This is a genomic window from Bifidobacterium santillanense, from assembly GCF_018555385.1.
GTDB lineage: Bacteria > Actinomycetota > Actinomycetes > Actinomycetales > Bifidobacteriaceae > Bifidobacterium > Bifidobacterium santillanense.
This window is the reverse complement of sequence record NZ_JAFEJS010000002.1, coordinates 344,521-364,908: the sequence shown is the minus strand read 5'-3', so window position 1 is coordinate 364,908 and position 20,388 is coordinate 344,521. Positions and strand designations below refer to the sequence as shown.

At 61.6% G+C, this 20,388-nt stretch carries 19 protein-coding genes; 12 read left to right on the top strand and 7 right to left on the bottom strand.

Annotated features, from left to right (window positions below; all coding sequences use genetic code 11):
• Nucleotides 1-302: 302 nt before the first annotated feature.
• Nucleotides 303-983 (bottom strand): phosphate signaling complex protein PhoU, encoded by a 681-nt coding sequence (gene phoU / locus JS528_RS04110; protein ID WP_214357808.1) that lies wholly within the window; start codon nt 981-983, stop codon nt 303-305.
• A 202-nt stretch (nt 984-1,185) separates the two neighbouring features.
• Between phoU and JS528_RS04105 the strand changes: the two genes are divergently transcribed.
• Nucleotides 1,186-2,469, top strand: coding sequence for a sensor histidine kinase (locus JS528_RS04105; RefSeq protein ID WP_214357807.1), 1,284 nt, complete (start codon nt 1,186-1,188; stop codon nt 2,467-2,469).
• A gap of 15 nt (nt 2,470-2,484) precedes the next feature.
• Here JS528_RS04105 and JS528_RS04100 read toward each other — a convergent pair whose 3' ends face one another.
• Together JS528_RS04100 and serC are read right to left on the bottom strand one after the other, a co-directional pair.
• Nucleotides 2,485-2,739, bottom strand: coding sequence for a DUF2530 domain-containing protein (locus tag JS528_RS04100; RefSeq protein ID WP_214357842.1), 255 nt, complete (start codon nt 2,737-2,739; stop codon nt 2,485-2,487).
• Nucleotides 2,740-2,839: 100 nt separating this feature from the next.
• Nucleotides 2,840-3,982, bottom strand: coding sequence for a phosphoserine transaminase (gene serC / locus JS528_RS04095; RefSeq protein ID WP_214357806.1), 1,143 nt, complete (start codon nt 3,980-3,982; stop codon nt 2,840-2,842).
• 476 nt (nt 3,983-4,458) lie between these two features.
• Here serC and JS528_RS04090 point away from each other — a divergent pair, with 476 nt between their 5' ends.
• The 3 genes from JS528_RS04090 (at nt 4,459) to JS528_RS04080 (ending at nt 7,726) form a co-directional block, all read left to right on the top strand.
• Entirely contained in the window at nt 4,459-5,565 is a 1,107-nt protein-coding gene (locus JS528_RS04090; RefSeq protein ID WP_214357805.1) for a CHAP domain-containing protein, read from the top strand.
• A 158-nt stretch (nt 5,566-5,723) separates the two neighbouring features.
• Complete coding sequence (locus JS528_RS04085; RefSeq protein ID WP_240541300.1) at nt 5,724-6,494, top strand: C40 family peptidase; 771 nt, start codon at nt 5,724-5,726, stop codon at nt 6,492-6,494.
• 203 nt (nt 6,495-6,697) lie between these two features.
• Nucleotides 6,698-7,726, top strand: a complete 1,029-nt coding sequence (locus tag JS528_RS04080; protein WP_214357804.1) for a universal stress protein — start codon at nt 6,698-6,700, stop codon at nt 7,724-7,726.
• A gap of 117 nt (nt 7,727-7,843) precedes the next feature.
• Here JS528_RS04080 and JS528_RS04075 read toward each other — a convergent pair whose 3' ends face one another.
• Nucleotides 7,844-8,257, bottom strand: coding sequence for an OsmC family protein (locus tag JS528_RS04075; protein WP_214357803.1), 414 nt, complete (start codon nt 8,255-8,257; stop codon nt 7,844-7,846).
• Between the two features lie 232 nt (nt 8,258-8,489).
• On the opposite strand from JS528_RS04075, the gene JS528_RS04070 reads away from it, so the two are divergent.
• The 8 genes from JS528_RS04070 (at nt 8,490) to JS528_RS04040 (ending at nt 15,909) form a co-directional block, all read left to right on the top strand.
• Nucleotides 8,490-9,293, top strand: a complete 804-nt coding sequence (locus JS528_RS04070; protein WP_214357840.1) for a thymidylate synthase — start codon at nt 8,490-8,492, stop codon at nt 9,291-9,293.
• A gap of 43 nt (nt 9,294-9,336) precedes the next feature.
• Entirely contained in the window at nt 9,337-9,999 is a 663-nt protein-coding gene (locus JS528_RS04065) for a dihydrofolate reductase (protein ID WP_214357802.1), read from the top strand.
• Nucleotides 10,000-10,205: 206 nt separating this feature from the next.
• A complete protein-coding gene (locus JS528_RS04060) occupies nt 10,206-10,751 on the top strand; it encodes a low molecular weight protein-tyrosine-phosphatase (protein ID WP_214357801.1) in 546 nt (181 codons plus the stop codon).
• A 675-nt stretch (nt 10,752-11,426) separates the two neighbouring features.
• The gene (locus JS528_RS04055) at nt 11,427-12,671 is read left to right on the top strand and encodes a tyrosine-type recombinase/integrase (protein ID WP_214357800.1); all 1,245 of its coding nucleotides are present in this window, start codon (nt 11,427-11,429) and stop codon (nt 12,669-12,671) included.
• A gap of 296 nt (nt 12,672-12,967) precedes the next feature.
• A complete protein-coding gene (locus JS528_RS04050) occupies nt 12,968-13,468 on the top strand; it encodes a hypothetical protein (protein WP_240541299.1) in 501 nt (166 codons plus the stop codon).
• Entirely contained in the window at nt 13,465-14,055 is a 591-nt protein-coding gene (locus JS528_RS11540) for a hypothetical protein (RefSeq protein WP_240541298.1), read from the top strand. Before JS528_RS04050 ends, JS528_RS11540 begins: the two co-directional genes overlap by 4 nt.
• Nucleotides 14,056-14,059: 4 nt before the next feature.
• On the top strand, nt 14,060-14,203 hold the full coding sequence (locus JS528_RS11535) for a hypothetical protein (RefSeq protein ID WP_240541297.1): 144 nt from the start codon (nt 14,060-14,062) through the stop codon (nt 14,201-14,203).
• A 359-nt stretch (nt 14,204-14,562) separates the two neighbouring features.
• Complete coding sequence (locus JS528_RS04040; RefSeq protein WP_240541296.1) at nt 14,563-15,909, top strand: tyrosine-type recombinase/integrase; 1,347 nt, start codon at nt 14,563-14,565, stop codon at nt 15,907-15,909.
• 306 nt (nt 15,910-16,215) lie between these two features.
• Here the strand turns inward: JS528_RS04040 and JS528_RS04035 are convergent, their stop codons facing one another.
• The 3 genes from JS528_RS04035 to JS528_RS04025 form a co-directional block, all read right to left on the bottom strand.
• A complete protein-coding gene (locus tag JS528_RS04035; protein WP_214357799.1) occupies nt 16,216-17,448 on the bottom strand; it encodes a sensor histidine kinase in 1,233 nt (410 codons plus the stop codon).
• Nucleotides 17,424-18,089 (bottom strand): response regulator transcription factor, encoded by a 666-nt coding sequence (locus JS528_RS04030; RefSeq protein ID WP_214357798.1) that lies wholly within the window; start codon nt 18,087-18,089, stop codon nt 17,424-17,426. The genes JS528_RS04035 and JS528_RS04030 overlap by 25 nt, the downstream gene beginning before the upstream one ends.
• 183 nt (nt 18,090-18,272) lie before the next feature.
• A complete protein-coding gene (locus JS528_RS04025) occupies nt 18,273-20,309 on the bottom strand; it encodes a beta-N-acetylhexosaminidase (protein ID WP_214357797.1) in 2,037 nt (678 codons plus the stop codon).
• Nucleotides 20,310-20,388: the final 79 nt, after the last annotated feature.

Sequence of the window (20,388 nt, the reverse complement as noted above, 5' to 3'; positions counted from 1 at the left end):
TTGACGCAAGTCAGTGCAAGGGGAACGTTCCCGCAAGGGGCGTTCCCCTTGTCGTATGTACGGATGCCGTATGCGCGGCAACCTCGCCGGCCGCTCCTTCCGTATGATTCCGTATCCGTCGCCGCCCGCCTTTCCGTCCGATACGACGGCCATGACGATGCGGCCAACGCACAAAACAAAACGACGCAAGACCCGCACAGGGCCGTTGCGTCGTTTCGGGTCTCCCCTCGGGGAGAAGTCCTCGATGGTCGGTGCGATCGATCGCGGGGCGACCGTCGCATCATCGCATCACCGTGATCGGTTCACTCGATCGAGCCGTCCTCGTCGCGGCTCGGCTCCTTGGACGGATCGAAGCCGGAGACGATGAACACCACGCGGCGCGCGGCGGACACGGCGTGGTCGCCGAGGCGCTCGAGGAAGCGGCCCAGCAGGACCACGTCGACGATCTGCTGGCGGGTGAAGTCGTTGTCCTCGTCGAGCGCGAGCTCGAAGGTCTTGTGGTGCAGGGCGTCCAGCTCGTCGTCGCCGGCGATGATGCGCTCGGCGGTCTTGGCGTCGCGGTCGGCGAGCATGCTCACCAGATCGTCGGACGTCTTGTCGAGGAAGTCCTGCATCTGCTGGAACGTCTCCTTGGCGGCCTCCGGCAGCGGGGAGGCGGGGTAGGCGCGGCGGGAGGTCTCGGCCACGTGCTTGGCGAGATCGCCCATGCGCTCGAAGGTGGTGGCCAGGCGCATCGTGGAGACGACGATGCGCAGATCGGTGGCGACCGGGGTCTGCTTGGCCAGCAGCTTGACGCACTGGTCGATGACGCTCTCCTCGAGGGCGTCGAGCTCGATATCGCCGTCGATAACGCTCTGGGCGGCCTCGACATCCTGCTTGAGCAGGGCGTCGCCCGCTCCGCGGATGGACTTGCGCACGCCCTGAACCATGCGGTCGAGGTCGTCGGCGACGGCCTTCATCTCCTCGTTAAAGATAACGCGCATTGTCATTTCAGCCTTTCGTTCTTTTCCGATTACTCTTCAGATAGCAACCATTCTTCAGTCTATTATTTCACGCCGGCGCGCGCGACAACGTAGCGCAAACGCCATCTGATGTTGGTCGCGCGTTCACTGGGACGTTCACCCTGCGTTCAGCTTCACGGCATGTCGTCGCAAGGGAACACGCCGATGTGGAAGAATGGAGGGCATGTATGACTCCCCTGTGCCGTCATTGATCGTCTCCGCGGTCTTCGGCATCATCGGCGTGGCCGTCGTGCTCGCCGTCGTCCTGATCATCATCGACCACGTCGAACCGATCGTGGAACGCCTGCTCGGCGGGGCGTCGTTCACCGAATGGCTGGGCAACAAGTTGGGGGACAAGGTCAGGCTGTTCCGGCGCAGACATCGCGCCGACCAGGACGAGGACCCGGATCTTGACGCATCGGCCGAATCGCTGCTGTCGATCCTGCCCAGCGCCTCGCTGATCGTCGACCGGCAGGGGGATGTGGTCCGAGCCAACCCGCAGGCGTATCGGCTCGGCATCGTGCAGGACGACAGCATCGTCGAACCGGCCGTGATCAAGGCCGTGCGCGACGTGCGCGAGCATGGCGGGCGCCGCCGGTTCGACCTCGAAACCGAGACGCCGGAACGGTTCGTGCCGCCGCTGCCCTCCGGCGCCGGCATCCAGGTGGACACCGAGAGCAACGGCGTGCGCCGTCCGAACTGGCTCAAGGTGACCGTCGGCCGCGTCGACGCGCGGTTCGTCGTCGTGCTCATCGACGACGTGAGTGAGACCGTGCGCTTCTCCCAGATCCGCGACTCGTTCATCGTCAACGTCTCCGAACAGTTGCTCTCCCCGACGGAGGCCCTCTCCCGGCTGGCCGACGAGCTCGAGCGCGACGACGTCGACCCCGCCAAGGTGAGGGCGGACGCGGGGCGCGTGCGTGTGGCCAGCAACCATCTCAACCACATGGTCTCCGATCTGCTGCTGCTCATCAAGGCGCAGGAGCCGATCGTGCCGTCCGCCGCGAACCGTCTCAACGTGATGGAGCAGCTGGCCGTGGTGTCCTCGCAGCTGGCGCGTACGGCCGCCGACGAGGACATACAGCTGCGTCTCGACGGCGATCGTTCGCTCGTCGTCAACGGCGAGGCGGACCAGATCCGCACGGCGGTCACCAAGCTCGTCGAGAACGCGATCGTGTATTCGAAGCGCGGCGGATACGTCGCGCTGTCGGCGCAGAAGGACGATTCCGGGCAATACGCGGTGATCCGCGTCCTCGATCAGGGCAAGGGCATCGCCAAGTCCGAGCAGCGGCGCATCTTCGAGCGCTTCTACCGGGGCAAGGACCAGACCGAGCGCAGTGCCGACGGCGTGGGTCTCGGCCTGTCGATCGTCAAGCACGTGGCGCTGACCCACCACGGCACCGTCGCCGTGTGGTCCGCGCCGGGGCAGGGCAGCACGTTCACGCTGTCCCTGCCCTTGGCGCAGTAGGACGGAAGGGGCGGGCTACTGGCCGAGACGGCGGTAGTCCCACCGGTCGAGATGCTCCCAGATGAGCATCAGCACGCCGACGATCACGCCGGAGGCGCAGATGGTCCGCGCGGTCTCCACGTCGAACTCCAGCGCACCCAGGATCAGGCACACGACGAGGGCCAGCGTCCACAGGCCCGTGCCGATGAGGAACACGGTGCGCAGGTCCACGCGCACCGGCTTGGGGGCGGGGCGGCGCACCGAGGGGTCGATGATCGGTGCGAACCGCAGTCGCCAGCCGCGCCGGTCGGAGCTCGACACGCCCTGCGATTCGTTGCGGGTATCGCGGGTATGAGGGTCGTTCGTCACGTCGGACATCCTCCTCGGAGTGTTACAGATGCTCGACAACGTAGTCCACGCACCTGGTCAGCGCGACCACGTCCGAGGGTTCGACCGAGGGGAACACGCCGATGCGCAGCTGGTTGCGCCCCAGCTTGCGGTATCCGGACGTGTCGACGATGCCGTTCTCGCGCAGCGCCTGCACCACGGCCGACGCGCTGATCGCATCGTCCAGATCGATGGTGACCACCGCGTGCGAGCGCGCGTCCGGATCGGTCACGAACGGACGGGCGTACTCGGATCGTTCGGCCCACGAGTACAGCAGCGAGGCCGACTTGGCGCAGCGTGCGGTGGACCAGTCCATGCCGCCGTTGTCGTTGAGCCAGCGTACCTGGTTCTCCATCATGATGAGCGTCGCCACGGCCGGGGTGTTGAGCGTCTGGTCCTTGCGGGAGTTCTCCAGCGCGCTCGTCAGGGACAGGAACGGCGGCACCCAGCGGTTCACGCCCGGCAGGTTCACGTTCGCCTCGATGCGCGCGGCGCGCTCGATCGCGGCGGGGGAGAGGACAGCGACCCACAGGCCGCCGTCCGAGCCGAACGCCTTCTGCGGGGAGAAGTAGTAGGCGTCGGTCTGGGAGACGTCCACAGGCAGGGCGCCGGCGGCGGACGTGCCGTCGACCAGCGTGATCGCGCCCTGCTCCACGCTGCCCTCCACGCGGCGCACCGGGGCGGCCACGCCGGTCGACGTCTCGTTGTGCGCCCAGCAGTACGCGTCCACGTACTCGGTGCGCTCGGGCAGACGGTAGGTGCCGGGCTCGCCCTTGAAGACGACCGGATCCTCGAGGAACGGCGCCTTGGCCGCGGAGGCGGCGAACTTCGCGCTGAACGAGCCGTAGGTGCCGAATGCGGCCTGGCGCGTGATCAGGCAGGCGCAGGCGATCTCCCAGAAGCAGCTCGCGCCGCCGTTGCCGAGCACGATCTCGTAGCCGTCGGGCACCTTGAAGAACGATTCGAGTCCCTCCCTGATGGAACCGACCAGCTGGCGCACCGGCGTCTGCCTGTGCGAGGTTCCCAGCAGCGTGGTGGCGCCGGCGTCGAGCGCGGCGATCTGTTCGGGGCGGATCTTGCTCGGGCCGGAGCCGAAACGACCGTCCTCGGGCAACATGTCGGTAGGGATCTTCACTGAATTGGCCATGCCCACCACCCTAGCCAATCGGGCGGATGGAGGGAAGGGCCGGCCGCATTCCGGGCGCGGAGGCGAACCGCGGGGGAGGAGCGGTCGATCCGGTGGCGCCGGGGTGTCCCCTAGGGGACGGGACGTTCGCCCTTCGGATATCTCGGATGTTCGGCGTCGGTTATCGTGCGTCATCGACGTTCCTTATATATAGTCGCGGCGCGGATGCGGGGCCGCCTTCCCGGACGTACGTCATGGAAAATTTACCCGGCGATTTTCCGGCGTCGCCTCGGAACGTGCGGGAACCCTTGCGCCGCAAGGGAATCCGGCGATGAACGCGGCGTGAATCGCGGATGTCCAAGGCGCAACGTAAAACGTTTGACGAGCCGCCGAGGTTTGCCCAAAGACCGGGGCGCGTTGTATGGTGGCGAATCGAGACGGTGATGCGTCGTCCCCTAGGGGACGTCCAACGACGGCCCGCAAGGAGTGATTCTGTTATGAAGCATGCTGCACCTAAGGCGGCTAAGTCTTCCATTCGAAGCAACGGTAATACCGGCAATCTGTTTACCGCTGCGCGCGGTTCCCATACCCGCAGGACCGTCATCGCCATGCAGATGGCAGGCAGCAACGGCGCCGTCCTCGGCCTCGAGCCGGCGGTGGCCCAGAAGCTCAACGAGATCGCGCCGATGTCGCGACGCTCCATCCGCGAGGCCGCCCGCGCCGCCGAACGCCGCAACTTCATCGTCGGCTCCGCGTCCCTCGCCGCGCTCGCCGGCACCGCCGCGACCGCCGTCGCGTTCGCCAACCCGACCGACGACCTGCTGCCGCTGGCCAGCGATCCGGCCACGACCACCACGCAGATCCAGAGCGTGGGCGCCGCCGCGTCCCGCTCCGACGTGCGCACCCCGCTGACCGACGCCACCGCGTCCGGACAGTCCTCCGACGCCACGTCCTCCTCCTCCGCGTCGACCGACGCCAAGACGTCCGACACCGCTGCCTCCGACGCCGCGAACGGCGCCGCTGCGGGCAACGACACCGCCACCTCCTCGACCGCCTCCGACGCCGCCGGCTCCTCCGACTCCTCCACCACCAAGCAGACCACCAACAACGGCTCCTGGTCCCTGAGCGACTCCGCCGCGTCCGTCGACGTCAAGCAGATGTCCAAGTCCCTGGCCAACAACGAGAACGTGGCCAAGCTCATGGACGTCGACGGCAGCCTGCTGCCCTCCGGCTTCGATCCGAACCACGCCACCGGCGACATCGGCAACGCCTACGAGTTCAGCCAGTGCACCTGGTGGGTGTACGTGCGCCGTCACCAGCTCGGCCTGCCGGTCGGCTCCCACATGGGCAACGGCGCGCAGTGGGCGGATTCCGCCCGCGCCCTCGGCTACTGGGTCGACAACACCCCGCGTCATGTGGGCGACATCATGGTCTTCCGCACCGGTCAGGAGGGTGCGAGCTCCGTCTACGGCCACGTCGCCATCGTCGAGAGCATCAACCCGGACGGCTCCATCACCACCTCCGAGTGCGGCGCCTCCCTGCAGGGCAAGACGATGTCCCGCACGTTCACGAACGTGTCCGACTTCCAGTACATCCACTACTGATCCACTGGTGCACTGATCGGTCGGCCTTCTGACCATTTCCGGTCGTTTCCGATCGGTGTGATTCATCTCATCATCCCCGGCGTGTCGGCGCGATGTCGCCCGTCAGACGATATCCGGGGTCGCGGTTCGTTGTCACGGGATGCTATGGTGGTGTCCCGATGAAGACCTTGAAGAACTATCTTTCCATGGTGATCGCCGTCGTGGCTGTTTGCGCGGCGTTTATTTCCATTGCGCCAGCTGCCGCCGCCGCCGGTACCTCCGGCGTCGTCTCCTCCGAGCGTTCATTCCCGAAGGCTTCGTCCGCACGTAAGGACCTGCTCAAGGAATCGACCTCCACCGATGTCGAGCAGGACTCCAACTGGGGCGGCATCGAATCGCTCGATGTACCCAAGACCAAGTCCCAGGCCGAGAAGGACGCCGAGGCCAAGGCCCAGCAGGAGGCCGCCGCCGCTGCGGCAGCCGCGCAGGCCGCCCAGTCCGCCGCATCCTCCTCGTCCTCCGCCTCCGCCTCCCGTTCGGGATCCCGCTCCTCGCTGAGCTCGGGCACCTCCTCCAGCTTCGATCTGGGCTCCGTCGAGGCTCCGACCAGCTCCAACGGCTCGGCCGTCGTCTCCTACGCGGCCCAGTTCCAGGGCGTGCCGTACGTCTACGGCGGCACCACTCCGTCCGGCTTCGACTGCTCGGGCTTCACCCAGTACGTCTACGCCGCCTTCGGCATCAGCCTGCCCCGCACCGACGCCCAGCAGCGCGTCTGGGCGCAGGCCAACGGCACGCTGGTGTCCAACCCGCAGCCCGGCGACCTCATGTGGCGTTCCGGCCACGTGGGCATCTACGTGGGCAACGGCATGATGATCCACGCGCCCCGCCCCGGCAAGAGCGTCTCGATCGTGCCGGTATACGCCTCCTTCGAGTACTACCGCATCATCTGATCGTCGTTCGATCCGCGTCCGACGGTCGTCCGATCCGCGGTATTCCGGCCTTCGCGGCCCTGCGAAAACGTCTCCCACGGGAGGCGTTTTTTCGTTGTCCGGACCGAGCCGTTCACGCGCGGCGAACGGAATCGGGGTATTCTTGGGAATCACAGGGGGCGGCGTCGCCGGTGCGGCGTCGCATATAACTCAAGGAGGTCGTCATGATTAACGACAAAGCGATCCTCGTCGGCGTTGACGGGTCGAATGCCAGCTACAAGGCCACATGGTGGGCCGCCAACTACGCCAAGCACGCGGGACTGACGCTGCAGATCGTCTGCGCGTACTCGCTGCCCAGCTATGCCGCCGTCAGCTTCGACGCCACGTACACCGCGATGGGGGACGACAACGCGGCCCATTCCGACGCGCAGGAGATCCTGTCCAAGGCGAAGGCCATCGCCGACGAGCAGGGCGTGGAGGCCGCCACGCTGATCGTGACCGGCGACCCGGCGTCCGTGTTCGTCGAGCTGAGCCGCAACTACAACCTGATCGTCATCGGCAACCGCGGCAAGGGCGGCCTGGCCGAGCGACTCCTCGGCACCACGTCCTCGTCGCTGCCGGCGTACGCGTACTGCCCGATCGTCGTCGTGCCCTACACCGACGACGACGGCAACCTGATGCACCTCAACAACACGATCACCAAGGTGGCCGTCGGTTCCGACGAGTCCAAGTGGGGCCTCAAGGCCCTTGACATCGCCGCCGACTTCGCCCACGCGTGGGGCGCCGAGCTCGACGTGATCTCCGCGGCCCCGCAGGTCAAGGGCGCCGACGACGCCGTCTACGAGTCCTATATGGAGGACCTCGAGACCCGCGTCAAGCCGCTCGAGGAGAAGTACCCCGATCTGGCCATCAACAAGCGCATCGTGCCGGGCTCCGCGGTGAACACGCTCACCAAGGCCAGCTACGACCACGACGTCGTCGTCGTGGGCTCCCGTGGCCGCGGCGGCTTCACCGGCCTGTTGCTCGGCTCCACCAGCCAGGGCCTGCTGCAGCACGCGGTCGGACCGGTCTACGTGGTGCCGCGCAAGTACGTCGAGGCTGCCGAATCCCGTCTCGACACCGTGCCTGGCTCGCCGGCCGAAGTCAAGCCGAAGCCGCTCGACGACATCAAGGGCGTCAAGGAGATCCCGGTGCCCAAGGCCGAGCCGTCGGTCGCCGCCGAGATCGAGAAGACGATCGATCCCGAGCGCTGACGTCTCGCGACGATCGGTACGATCGGTGCGGATCGGTACGACTAGGGGGAGCGAGCCTGATGCGGTTCGCTCCCCCTAGTCGTACCGACCGTCCATGCGGTCGGTTTGTCTCGCGGTTCAGTGCTTGATCGTCACTTCCATGCGCACCGGCGTCTCCTGCACGTAGGTGTGCTTGACGGTGCAGCCCTTGTCGATGTGACGGGTGATGCGCTCCTTGAGCTTGTCCGCGTCCTCGTCGCTCAGACCCGCGTCCGAGGCGTCCACGACGACCTGCTCGTTGAAGTTGATGTACGCGTCGTTGTCGGCGTCGTACGTGCCGTCCACGACGATCCTCGCGCCCTTGCCCTCGCCGAGCGTGTGCTCGATGGCGAACTGGCTGGACAGCGCGGCGCAGCCGGCCAGCGCGATCTTCATCAGGTCGCCGGGCGTGAACTGTCCGCGGTCCTTGCCGAACTTGATGTGCGCGCCGTCGTCGCTGAACGCGTCCCAGGAACCGTCCTTGTTGCGCTCGACCCACAGTCGCTTGCCCATACATGACTCCTTGTGTCCGTGCGGCGCGCCAGTCGCGTCGCGACACCTCCCAATCTAGCCCAAAACCCGCGTGCGCGGGAGATTCGTCCGCCTGGGGCGGGGCGGATCGGTCCACGTGCGCGCCCCGACCGGATTCAGCCCGCATGTTACACTGGTGCGCATGGCTTTGACCGAAGAACAACTTGGCGTTATCCGCTCCCGCATCCCCGCCCGTCCGGACACGGACGTCCCGATGCCCTACGAGGATCTCGTGCGCAGGATCCTCGCCGAAGGCACGCTCAAGTCCGACCGCACCGGCACCGGTACGATCTCCCTGTTCGGCCAGCAGATCCGATTCGACCTGTCGAAGGGCGATTTCCCGCTGCTGACCACGAAGACTGTGTTCTTCAAGGGACTGGCCTACGAGCTGCTGTGGTTCCTCAAGGGCTCGACCAACGTGCGCTGGCTGCAGGAGCACGGCGTGCACATCTGGGATGAGTGGGCCGACGAGAACGGCGATCTGGGCCCGGTCTACGGTGCGCAGTGGCGCAGCTGGCCCGCGCCCGCGCCCGACGATCCGGATCGCACCATCGACCAGATCGCGAACGTGATGGACCTGATCCGCAACCATCCCGACTCGCGCCGCATGGTCGTATCCGCGTGGAACCCGGCCGAGGTCGAGCACATGGCCCTGCCGCCCTGCCACGCGCTGTTCCAGTTCTACGTGGCCGACGGCCGGCTGAGCTGCCAGCTCTACCAGCGTTCGTGCGACATGTTCCTCGGCGTGCCGTTCAACATCGCGTCCTACTCCCTGCTCACCCTGATGATGGCACAGCAGGCCGGTCTCGAGCCCGGTGAGTTCGTCTGGACCGGCGGCGACTGCCACGTCTACGACAACCACATCGAACAGGTCCTCGAGCAGCTGGGCCGCGAGCCGTACCCATATCCGAAGATCGAGATCGACAAGGCCGATTCGCTGTTCGACTACCGGTATGAGGACTTCCATATTCTCGACTACCGTCACCACCCCACGATCAAGGCGCCCGTCGCCGTCTGACACTACACTTTCGGGTTAGTCAAAAGCATTCAAGGAGTTCGAAATGGAGCACGACAGTAGCCGTAGCGGCTATCACGAACCCGAGCCCGGGGAGGCCGGGCTTGAGGAGACCGAGGACTGGGGCGACGACTTCTCCAAGACCTTCTCGGTCAACCTGATCTGGGCCGAGGCCCGCGACAAGGACGGTCGCCCGGGCGCCATCGGCTTCGATGGGGGCATGCCTTGGCATCTCGCCGAGGACATGAAGCATTTCAAGGAGCTCACCGTCTCGCATCCGGTGATCATGGGGCGTCGCACGTGGGAGTCGCTGGGGGCGAAGTACCGTCCGCTGCGCAACCGCGACAACATCGTCGTCTCCCATGACGCCAGCTACCGCGCGCCGGGGGCGACCGTCGTCGACAGCCTCGAGGACGCGCTCGATCTGGCGCGTCAGGAGGCCATCCCGGACGACGGCCTCGACCGTTCGGAGATCTGGGTGATCGGCGGCGCGCAGCTGTTCGACGAGGCCCTGCCCGAAGCGAACAAGGCGTACGTCACCCTGCTTGACGCCGAGGTGGACGCCGACACGTACGCGCCGGATATCGCCGCGCTCGCCGAAGCGGGCCGATGGGAGGTCGCCGACCGTTCGCCGTGGCTCAAGCCGGCGAAGGCCGAGGACGGCATCACCCGATACCGTTTCCTCACCTACGTGCGCGCCGCGCACTGATCTGCGCCGTCGCCGGGCGCCGTCGGCATCGGTCGGCGAGCCCGCCGCATAACGTACCGGAACCTCCCCATATGGGGAGGTTCCTCTCGTTGTGCCTGTATCGTGGGGAGCACGAGATGCCGCGGGGCGTCTTTGCTTCGTGCGCGGCCGGGTGCCGTGCCGGGAGGGGAGCCCCGTGAAGGACGCGCGAGACAAGGAGTTCCCACATGGCCAACGACCATGCCAATGACCACAAATACACCGTGATGACCGTCTGCACCGGCAACATCTGCCGTTCCCCGATGGGCGAGATCATCCTGCGCCACTTCTTCGACGAGCGCGGCCTCGGCGATCTGGTCGACGTCGAGTCCAGCGGCGTCTCCGACGAGGAGTGGAGCCACCCGATCGATCCGCGCGCCGTGCACGTGCTGCGCGAGCGCGGCTACGGCGACGAGATCCCGCGCAACCACTTCGCGCACCGCATCTCGCGCGACGAGATCGCCCGCACCGACCTGTTCCTGCCGATGACCGCCGCGCACATGCGGTCGCTGCTGCGGCTGCTGCCGCCGGCGAAGCGCGCCGAGGTGCACATGTACCGCAGCTTCGACCCGAACCTGCCCAAGCCGCCGGCCGGCCGTGAGGACAAGATCGACCTGGTCGACCCGTGGTACGGCGGCCCGCACGAGTTCGAGGTCGCGATCGACCAGATCGAACAGGTCGCCCCGTACATCGTCGACTGGGTCGCCAAAAAGATCGGCGCCGACAAGGCCTGATGCGCCTCCCATGGCGTCCGGACGCCGATCGGCGGTCCTTATTCTCGGGATGAACCCATTGCGCGAGAATAAGGACCGCCGGCGATCGGTCAGCGTCACATATTCTCGAAACGTAGGGGAATCCCGAGAATAAGGACCGCTGACGCGCGCTTGGCGGCACATATTCTCGCGACATGGGCGGATCTCGAGAATAAGGACCTCCATGCCGATTCGTCGCCGGTGGCCTCGGGGATGACGTCGACCCATATGCGTCAGATATACGAAAAAGACCTCGGAACGTGATGTTCCGAGGTCTTTGGTGTTGGTACCCCCAGAGAGGGGGATACAGCCCAGCGTCGTACAGGTCCATCTCCACCACTCCGGGGGCAAATAAATTTACCTTCATTACTTACAAAATCAATCATAGCAACGGTTCCCGCTTTCTTCCAATAGACACGCAAGCAGCGTTGCTCCTTATCGTCATCTTCATGCGGCTGATGGTCGAAACGACCTGTGACGAGTGATCGAATCAGCCTAAACCTCAATGATTGCAAGGCCTAAGGCACTGGAGGTGCATTTTTAGGTGCAATGGCTCACTGAGAGCGTATTCGGCCACTTGGTGGCATTTTTGGTGGCATTTTTCCGAGGCCGTTATGCCATGCCATCGATCTTGGATTCAGCACAAGGAGCATCATCATGTCCGCGAGGACGAAGAAGGACAGTATGGGGCCGTCGCCGGAGCGGCGGAGCAGGTTCGGCACCGTGACGCCGCGCTACGATACCGCAGGCAATCTCGTCGCCTGGCAGGTGCGGTACCCGGACCCGAAACGACCGGGCAAGAAGGTCCAGCGCCAGTTCAAGCCGGACATGGAGCACGAGGCGCACCAGTGGCTCGAAGAGGAACGGCATCTGGTGGAACTGGACCGCAAGAACATCCAGGAATGGGTCCATCCGTCAGAACGCCGCCGCAGGAAGCGCGCGAGCCTTATCTCGTTCGAGGATTACGTGACCCGGTGGGCGGAAGGATACCGGCTGCCGAACGGCGAGAGGATAGCCGGCGGCACGCGCCGGAACCTGTATCTCGACATCGCGCACTTCATGCCGGGCTTCAAGGGCAAGCTTCTGACCGAGATCACGCCGAAGGACATCAAACGCTGGTACGATGCGCCGCACCCCGAGGGGCAATGGGCGTTCCGTCGCTCATGCATGCGCCTGAAGGCGGCGTTCACCAGCGCCACGAAGATGAGCATGGACGGCTCCCCGCCGCTGATCCGTGACAACCCGTTCATTCTGCCCATACCGCCGGCGCCGCGATCCGCCAGGGAGGACGTTCCGCCGGTCACGCCGCTGGAACTCAAGCTGATCGCGGAGAATATGCCCGACTACACGAGACTGGCGGTGATACTCGCCACGCTCGTCGGAGGCCTCCGTTGCGGCGAGCTGTGCGGCCTGCAGGTCAAGGACATCGACCTGAAGGCCAAACGCCTGACCGTGCGCCATTCCGTCAACAGGGGCTATGCGGATCGCGGTTCGACACGCATCGCCAGGACCAAGACCGACTCCAGCCGACGCACCGTACCCATCCCCGACGGGCTCGTTCCCCTGATTCACGACCATCTGCTCAGACACTGCGAATGGACGGACCCGGAAGCCATGGTCTTCCGTCCCAGACGAGCCTCGGTGATGAGCCAGACCACCCTGGAGGCCCAGTTCCGCAAAGCCAGGGAGAAAGCCGGCCGCCCCGACCTGACCTTCCAATCCCTGCGAGCGAGCCACGCGACCCTGCTCATGCTCAAGGGCGGCACCCTGCGGGAAGTCATGGACGAACTCGGCCACGTCAGCGAGAAGGTCGCCATCAAGCACTACCAGCGCATCGTCGCCCGACACCGCAACCAGATCGTCAACCAACTCGCCGAAGACTTCATCAAAGCAGCGCAATGACCACATACAGACGAACACGGATTGAGACGCCCTGTTGCCCGGTGTATACAGAACTATTCCCAATCTGGAATAGTTCTGTATACAATAGGAATATGGCTATCAGAACGAATCGGACGCTGCTCACACGGCGGGAAGCCGCCCGTAGGCTCGGAGTGAGTGAGCGACGGGTCAGCGCGCTTCGCGCTGCTGGCCGGCTTGAATCTCTTTCCGCGGGAGGCGGCTCGCTGATTACGGAGGATTCCGTACGTCGCCAAGCACAGTGGCAGGGTGCGGATGGGCGCCCTTATTCACCAGACATGGCGTTCGGGGCGCTATACATGCTCAGCGGGCTCGACGCGCCATGGCTGGGCCGGCAGCAGCGATACCGGCTCAGGGGATACCTGAGGCAGATGGATGCGGAGAATCTGACCCGTCTCGCGCGCAGGCGTGCGACGACGGTCGAATACTGGTGCAGGGATTCCAACCTCGCCAAGGTCGAAACCCTCATCCGTCCCTCCGCCGCCACCGGAGCATTGGCCGCCTCGTTCCAATTGACCGCCACAGACGTGGTGGAAGGCTACGTCACCGCCGATGCTCTGAACGACGCCATTCGGCAATGCCGGTTGAAGCAAGGCGCGACTCCGGTCCGGGTACGGCTCCATGTCACCGACGGTCTTCCCGCCGGTGAGGGCCCTATGCCTCTCGGCGTATGTGCGGCCGACCTGGCCGAATCCAACGACCCGAGGGAACGCCGCGCCGGTCTGGAAACCCTTCAACAGCTGATCGACGAATATCATCGCAAGGAGCATCAGGCATGATTCCGACAACCCACATCCCCAACACGGGCCATCCATGGAGCACCGTGTACGCGGTCGCCGCGGCGAACATCCCGGAATCATGGCTGCTCACGGGCGGGCTCATGGTCCAACTGCACGCCATCATGGGAGGATTGACAGCGCGCCCCACCACCGACGCCGACCTGCTCGCCGACCTCATGGCCGACCGACGCGGCATCGCTAGGCTGCGCAGCATCCTCGCCGCCCGCGGGTTCGAGACGCAACCGGGCACGCTGACCGGATACACGACACGCATGAGTGCGCCGAACGGTGACGTCGTGGATCTGTTGGTCGCCGATCACCTGCCCAAGTTCCTCGGGACTGACGCGACCATCGCCGGTACGCCGGTGCTGTCCATGCCGGGCGGCGCTCAGGCCGTGGAACGCAGCATGCAGGTCGGACTCATCGACGACCAAAGCGGCACCGAAGTCACAATCCGTATCCCGGACCTGCTCGGCGCGCTGATACTCAAGAGCGCGGCCTACAGCGCCGACCACGCCGGCTACGGTGACCGCCACCTATACGACGCCGCCATGCTTGCGTCGCTCATCCCGGACCCTGACGCATGAACTCATGCGCCTGCACAGCAACACCGATCGCAGACGCATCAAACTCCTGCACGACAAGCTCACCGAGGATTCACCTTACTGGGACAACCTTGATGAATCACATCGTCAGGATGGACTGGACGCTATCGAAACACTCGCCACCTGGTGACGGGCATCCTGTCAGCAAGTTGCATATACGGGGCATGACATCCTGAATCACGTAGGTTGAAAAACGTTCTGTTCCCTCGCGACAGAGCACGGCCAAATACTCGACATTCAAAGATGAAGTATTGAGCGTCTGCGTGCATATCGCTGACGCGATATTGGTCTAATGCGATCGAGCGTGCTTCATTTGGCATCTGCCTGCTGTAAGACCTCAAGAATCGTCAGTCATTACGGTTCTTATTTTTTCTGCTTCTCTTTTCGTTTTATGCGGATAGAGCTTATCGACACAGACAATGAATACAGACAATGAATGGCCTCAAAGAGACCAATTGCATGTGTATGTCATCTCAAGATGACATACACATGGCGAACTCCTCCTCTCCGGCATCATTTGACTTCAATCTCCCGAAAGGCGCACACACGGTGCGCCTTTTTGCTATCAAGGGGGATTTCATGCCCAGGAATAGGCGTCCCAAGAAAAACCAAACAGCAAGGCCTCGAAGCGCATGGGGAACGGTCATACCACGTTTTGACGAGAACGGAGGAATCATTGCCTGGCAAGTTCGCTACCCGAACCCGCTTGCCCCGGGGAAACGAGTGCAACGGCAGTTCAAACCTTGGCAAGAACTAGATGCCAGAACATGGCTCGAAGAAGAGAAACATCTGGTAGATCTGCACAATAAGGGCATAGCTGAATGGAAGCACCCGACTCAACGGAAAAAAGACAAGCTGCAGGAGTTCAGGGAACAGGAACAGCGTCATATCCTGTTCCGCGATTATGTGGCGCAATGGGAATCAAACTACAAGCTCCCGAATGGCGGAGAGATAGCCGGAGGAACACGCAGGAACCTCAAATTAGACATCCGGCATTTCATCACGGATTTTGAGTCGCTCCGTCTCTCGGAAATCACACCCTTGAAAATCAAGACATGGTATGACAAACCGCATCCAGAAGGGCAATGGGCCTTTCGCCGTTCCTGCATGCGCTTCAAGGCGATTCTCGAATCCGCGACAAAGCCCGGGCTGGACGGAACGGCACCATTGCTCCAATTCAATCCATTCATTTTCCCCATACCGCCTGCGCCGCGATCGTCGCGTATCGATGTGTCTCCGGTGACTCCTCGTGAACTGATGCTACTGGCGGAGGCCATGCCGGAATACACAAGACTGTCGGTCTTCCTCTCAACCTTGGTCGGAGGACTACGATGCGGCGAGCTCTGTGGTTTGCGTGTTATGGACATAGATCTAGATGGTCAGACATTGCACGTCCGACGCTCCGTGAACCGTGGCAGTACGGATCGTGGAGAAATCCGATACAGCCGGACAAAAACGGAATCAAGCATAAGGAATGTGCATATACCTGACGCGCTCATGCCGATGATTCGCCAGCACCTTCACAATCACTGCGACATGGGACTGCCAGAATCGCCGGTATTCGTCCCACGAAGAGCGAAGATAATGTCCCAAACTACTCTGGAGGAACAATTCGCTAAGGCACGCGTAAAAGCCAGCCGTCCTGATTTGACGTTCCAAGGGCTACGGGCGAGCCACGCGACATTGTTGATGTTGCGGGGAGGCACACTCCGTGAAGTCATGAACGAGCTGGGACATACAAGCGAGAAAGTTGCCATACGGTATTATCAGCTCACCGTCGCCGAACACCAGAGCAGGATAGTGAATCGTCTTGCACAGGATTTCATGGACGCATAGCACCATATCAAAGGAAGAATGACACAAGCTGGTGCTGGTGCCTTCTCAGTTACCAACACCAGCTCAATGACATGACGGTGTGCATGGCATAAACAATTACCTCATGATGTTGTCATACGAAAGATGACAAGCCTTGCCAATGACAAGCTGATGCGATTGCATCTATGCGACACTTCGAGCACAGAAAGGATGACCATGAAAGTAATTACCTCGGCGTTGCTGATCGTATCATTAACAGCAATCGGAATAATGCCGGAAGGCAATGCCGACGTTATCTCATTGGAAGCATATGACGTTACTGCCTATTCAGTTCGAATGCTTCCGGCCTGTCCTCATTCTATAAATTGGATCTGTCACATCGTGGGATAAGCCCAGCGGAATTTGTGCATGAAATTGCCATGTGCCGTCTTCTGAGGAAGTTCTAGTTGTTCCACCCAGCGATTGTATGCGTTTTTCATGCAGCTTTAAACCATTTTCCGATACGGGTTTATCAGGGAACAAGCTATCTGCTGAAACTTCATTGACCTGGTCAATAGATATCATTAAATCTTTACAACTTATAGAGATATAATAATCGCTATTGGGTTTCGCATGGGCGGCAGTGTTCGTATATAGCTCTTGCAATAGGGACTCTACTTCATCGAAGTAATCGTTGCTGATTTTTTCTGAAAACTCGGAAGGTGTATAAGTTTTCCCAGAAAATCCCAGCATTGATAAAAATTTATCGCCTTGCTCGGCAATAGATTGAAGGCGTCTGATATACGGCATATCTACATTATTTAGCGATGCAACATCATTGCCGTTCATTACATTAATGGCAATTCGTATTTCTTCCAATGTTTTAACAATCGTTGATCGAAGATTTGAAATCTCTTCTTCACTGAAGCTGCAATCATGTTTTGCTGATTTGTTATCCAGCATTATTGCCATGTATGTTAGATTTCCACTAACCGAATCATGTATCTTACTGACGGCAATATTTTCCTTTCTAACCATTGAAAGATGCTGCTGAATCTTTTCTGCTTTAAGCTTATCCTTCTCTACTTGATCTGCCAGATTTCTCCAAGATATCGCTCTTCCGATGAAAAATGCCAAAAACATAATGAACAAAAGCATGGCATATTCATCGAACGGAGTCTTTGTTAGACTGAATCTCCACATGCGAATGGCGGAAACTGTCAACGGATAGACTGCTCCATATGGTGGCTTGACATATAGTCCAATATAAGCAAGCGCTAACCAAGTTCCCCACAGAAAACTTGGTCCGCTAGTATCTGGTATAAAACAGCCGAAAATAAATGCGCCCAACAGCAGATTGCTGCCTAATAGCGGATGAACGGCCATTAGCGCAATCATCGATATATGAATGATCACCAATAGCCAAGTTATTATTTCCCGTGGTGGATAAGTCCATGTTTCCGTTATCGTGATAACAATACTGACGACCGGAAGTAAGCATTGAACATACTTGGTGTTATTGAGAATGAAAGCATTGTGCGCTTTATTGCTGCTTTTTACTCGTCTTTCTTTTCGAGCCATTTAATTACCGCCTGCGTTCTGTTCTTGGCACCTATCTTCTCAACTACGCGCTTGATGTATGTCTTTACGGTTGGTTCTCCTATGCCAAGCTTCACTCCGATTTCCTTTGATGTATATCCTAACGCGCATAGATTCATGACCTCTTCCTCTCTTTTGGTGAGGTTCTTATACCGGCGTTTGGGACTGTCCTCTATGGATAGTCTTGCGTAGGCTTCCTGCGCGGTTTCCGATGACTCGTATTTCACATGAGGTGATTGTCCGTTGGCTAATAGGCACAAGGCTTGACAGACATCACGCACCTGCGCCTTGTCCATCAAGCACGCTGCCCCGTTCTCCAGAGCCTGTACGTAGTGTCTCTCTAGGGAGAAAGCGGTTATGCCGATCAACACGATTTGCGGTGTTTTGGAGCGGATGGCCCGGCATACCTCATAGCCGGTCATGTCTTCCAGGGACATGTCCACCAGCAGTACGTCGGGCTGCGTTTTCTTATCCAGGCATTTGTCTATGGCCGTTTTGCCCTTCGCCGCCGTCCAATATATTTCAGCGAATGGCAGAAGCTGCTTGATCATTAACTTCATCATGCCAAGTGTGAGTTTGTCGTTATCGACAATGGCGATTCTGATTCGTTTCCCTAGGTACATTGCTCAATCATCCGTAGTACGGCTAGATGTGGGTGGTGCGCTGGAAGCGTTCTGGTTCCGATTGATGGCATTGGTGGTCTTGAAACCATGTTTGGACAAGACCACCAATGAGTTGCTGGTACTGGTCGTTCCCGGAATCGGGCGGCTACGGCATGGGGACTCCTCTCACGGGGCAGATGCTGCTCATAGTACGCTCTGCACTCGGTTTGCCGAGCGCAGATGATCAGTAACCCGGAAAACAGTCTCTCGTAGTCTGTGCAGTTCGGAGTCGCGGCTGGTCATACCCCATTGCGCCGCATACGCCTCCATCCAGATCTCCAATGCTTCGGCAATGTTCGCCGCGTCGTCATGCTGAATCGCCTCACCCGATTGCACAGTGCCAATGACCCCGGTCTCGGACGCGAGTCGGAGACCAACTCGGTTCAGAAGTCGCTGCCCCTCGATGGCTACGCGAAATGCAGCGGCATCCCCGTTGGCCCAAGGTCCTGAGGTCGCGGCGATTGCGGAGATTCGACGGGCACCGGTCTGTAGAAGGTGATCTGCGGTTTCGCCGAGCGTGACGTGATGTTTCAGATAGCGGAACAGCATCCGTCGGGATTCCGCAAGTGACGGTGCCCGGCTTCCGTCCTGAAGGGCGCGGACCACGTCGTCCGGTCGTTCGTCTTCCGGCAGCAGTCCTGGGATGGTTTGCAGGACCCCGGTGTTGACGCCGCCCCGTCCGTCATCAAGTTCCAGCCATGTGATCAGATGGTTCCATTCGAAGCTGGCCGCATGACTGGCATGGGTGAGGATATCAAGCAGTTCGCCGCTGGCGTCGCGGTATTCGAGTCGGGAGATGCGGCGGAGCATGTCGGCCTCGTCGGGGATGCGTCCGGGGTTCCATGCCTCCTGCGCGCCGATGATCATTCCGGGGATGGCCATGCGCGGGTCGTTGACGTGGCCGAGGTCGCCCCAGTCGGTGACGAGCATGCCCTGCGCGCCGTATTGCGTGCCGTAGCGGGCCATGCGGGTGATGTTGTTCCAGGCGTCGTCGATGCGCGGCAGGAGCGCGTTCCAGCACCATACGGCGGGGCATACGATCTGCGTGGCGCCGGATCGGGCGACGGTGCGGATCTTCTCGTCGGTGACTTGCGGGTCGTACTGCCAGTTGAGCAGGGTGACGGTTTCGGGGAGTCTTTTCAGGATTTCGGGGTGTTCGAGGGTGATGTCGCCCCACATCATCGGCTTTTTGCCTTGGGTTTCGAGGTGGCGGCACAGGCGGGTGACGTAGTCGGCGTACATGGCGGCGACGCCGATCCTCTCGGCGAGGGGTTTGGAGCGGCCCTTGCCGAGGTCGAAGGTCTCGTCGGCGCAGATGTTGAATTTGTCGGAGCGGAACAGCTGCAGGTAGTCGTCGATGAGCTTCGTGGACAGGTCGAAGGCGCGGTCGTCGCTGATGTTGAGCGTGTGGTGGCGCATGCGGTCGATGAATCCGAACGGCTCGTCGGCGCTTTCGGGGAATTCGCCGAGGTCGCGCAGGGATTGCGTGCGCAGGGCCATGTAGAGGTGGCCGAACGTGGAGACGGACGGTACGAGCTCTAGCCCGCGTTCGGCGCAGTAGTCGTCGAATTCGAGGATGTCGCGCGGGGTGAGCGGGCTGGAGCCGCGCCAGGTCTCGCTCATCCCGTCGAACGCGAAGGTGTGTTCGACGTAGAGCTGGAGCTGGTTGTATTTGTAGAGGCAGAGTTTGTCGGCCCAGGTCTTGAGCCAGTCGAGGGTGGGGACGCGCCCGCGGGTGACGTCGAGGTAGTAGCCGCGCGTTTCGAAGGCGGGCTGGTCCTCGATGTGCAGGCGGGGCAGGGCGGCGCCGCATTGGCGGATGAGCTGGCGCAGGGTCTGCACGCCGTTGCGTACGCCCTCGAAGTCCGCGCCCCTGACGGTCACGCCGTCCTTGGTGATGTCGAGCGTGTACGCGCCGGACGGACGCGCATGGAGATCGTCCAGTGTCGTCAATGTGATGAATCCAGGCCAACGGTCACCCGTGGCGATGTCCCATTCCAATCCCGTAACCGCACGGATGTCGTCGGCAAGTTGTGTTGCGAGTACCTGCCGTTCGTCTCCGAACGCACGTGGCTCGTTGACTCGGCCGCACATCGGCAGCAGTGAGACGCCCGCCTTGTGTTGTACGGTCTGCGGCTTGGGAATGATGGTCCATCCCTTCAGGGTTGCTTGATCGCTCATGGAAGTCCTTTCTCAGTGGTTCACCTTTGATTGCGCTATATTGCGTTTTGGGTTCCGAGATGACGCGCGGCGCCGGAAC

Coding starts and splice junctions, on each gene's coding strand:
- JS528_RS04080 (WP_214357804.1), top strand. CDS start 6,698: ATGATTAACGACAAAGCGATCCTCGTCGGCGTTGACGGGTCGAATGCC.
- JS528_RS04030 (WP_214357798.1), bottom strand. CDS start 18,089: ATGTACCTAGGGAAACGAATCAGAATCGCCATTGTCGATAACGACAAA.
- JS528_RS04040 (WP_240541296.1), top strand. CDS start 14,563: ATGGCGAACTCCTCCTCTCCGGCATCATTTGACTTCAATCTCCCGAAA.
- serC (WP_214357806.1), bottom strand. CDS start 3,982: ATGGCCAATTCAGTGAAGATCCCTACCGACATGTTGCCCGAGGACGGT.
- JS528_RS11540 (WP_240541298.1), top strand. CDS start 13,465: ATGATTCCGACAACCCACATCCCCAACACGGGCCATCCATGGAGCACC.
- JS528_RS04060 (WP_214357801.1), top strand. CDS start 10,206: ATGGCCAACGACCATGCCAATGACCACAAATACACCGTGATGACCGTC.
- JS528_RS11535 (WP_240541297.1), top strand. CDS start 14,060: ATGCGCCTGCACAGCAACACCGATCGCAGACGCATCAAACTCCTGCAC.
- JS528_RS04105 (WP_214357807.1), top strand. CDS start 1,186: ATGTATGACTCCCCTGTGCCGTCATTGATCGTCTCCGCGGTCTTCGGC.
- JS528_RS04025 (WP_214357797.1), bottom strand. CDS start 20,309: ATGAGCGATCAAGCAACCCTGAAGGGATGGACCATCATTCCCAAGCCG.
- JS528_RS04065 (WP_214357802.1), top strand. CDS start 9,337: ATGGAGCACGACAGTAGCCGTAGCGGCTATCACGAACCCGAGCCCGGG.
- JS528_RS04050 (WP_240541299.1), top strand. CDS start 12,968: ATGGCGTTCGGGGCGCTATACATGCTCAGCGGGCTCGACGCGCCATGG.
- JS528_RS04075 (WP_214357803.1), bottom strand. CDS start 8,257: ATGGGCAAGCGACTGTGGGTCGAGCGCAACAAGGACGGTTCCTGGGAC.
- JS528_RS04070 (WP_214357840.1), top strand. CDS start 8,490: ATGCCCTACGAGGATCTCGTGCGCAGGATCCTCGCCGAAGGCACGCTC.
- JS528_RS04035 (WP_214357799.1), bottom strand. CDS start 17,448: ATGGCTCGAAAAGAAAGACGAGTAAAAAGCAGCAATAAAGCGCACAAT.
- phoU (WP_214357808.1), bottom strand. CDS start 983: ATGCGCGTTATCTTTAACGAGGAGATGAAGGCCGTCGCCGACGACCTC.
- JS528_RS04090 (WP_214357805.1), top strand. CDS start 4,459: ATGAAGCATGCTGCACCTAAGGCGGCTAAGTCTTCCATTCGAAGCAAC.
- JS528_RS04055 (WP_214357800.1), top strand. CDS start 11,427: ATGTCCGCGAGGACGAAGAAGGACAGTATGGGGCCGTCGCCGGAGCGG.
- JS528_RS04085 (WP_240541300.1), top strand. CDS start 5,724: ATGAAGACCTTGAAGAACTATCTTTCCATGGTGATCGCCGTCGTGGCT.